This is a genomic window from Stenotrophomonas sp. STEN054 (assembly GCF_056854535.1).
Window position 1 is genome coordinate 1 of record NZ_JBXFWG010000111.1, and the last position, 952, is coordinate 952.

At 59.2% G+C, this 952-nt stretch carries 1 pseudogene; it reads right to left on the minus strand.

The window, feature by feature from the left end:
* A pseudogene (locus tag AC1VXD_RS19840) lies at positions 1–901 on the minus strand (IS3-like element ISStma9 family transposase); the annotation flags it as partial.
* Between the last annotated feature and the right edge of the window lie 51 nt (positions 902–952).

The window sequence follows — 952 nt, forward strand, 5'->3', positions numbered from 1 at the left end:
TCGCGCAGGAAGCTCTGCCAGTCTTCGCTGGTGAACTGGGTTCCCTGGTCGGAGTGAAGCAGAAGCCCGGGGCTTGGTTTGCGCCGCCACACTGCAGCCAATAGCGCCTGCAAAACCAGGTCCGTATGTTGAGTTGGCCGGGTTGCCCATCCAACGACTTGGCGCGAAAACAGATCAAGCACTACCGCCAAGTACAGGAAGCCGTCATACGTGCGGATGTAGGTGATGTCCGTGACCCACGCGCGATTGGGTTCGCTGACCTTGAACCCGCGAGCCAGAACGTTCTTGGCGACTGATCCAACAGGGCCGCTCAAAGGGCGTGGTCGCCGACCGTAGCCGACCATTGCCCGCAGCCCCTCGCTCTTCATCAAGCGTGCCACGCGATGACGACTACACGTCTCGCCAAGCTCGCGCAGATCTGTGGTCACTTTGCGGTGGCCATACACGGAGCCGCTTTCCAGCCAGCTGTGCTTGATCAGGCCAAGCAATCGCCGATCGTCCTTGTCGCGAGCGCTTGCCGGCTCTTTTAGCCAGGCGTAGTAGCCACTGCGATGGACGCCAAGTACTCGACACATCGCCGCGAGACCGAACTCATCTGCGTGTTGCTTCATGAAGGCGTACTTTGCTCTTATCCCTTTGCAAAGTACGCGGCGGCTTTTTTTAGGATGTCTCGCTCTTCAGTGACCCGGCGTAGCTCAGCCTTGAGGCGGCGTACTTCCGCGTTCTGGTCCTGCTCAACACGCCGTCCAACATCGCCTTTGCCTTGTTGCCGCTTCCAGCTGTAAAGGCTGTGGATCGACACGCCCAGTCGCTCGGCAACCTCCGCTACCGGACGGCCGTACTCAACGATCTGTCGGACCGCCTCGATCTTGAACTCATCGGTGTACCGCTTCGTGCTCATAATCACCTCCGCCTAAGCCATAGTTTATGGCTGCGAGGTGTCTACGGAACC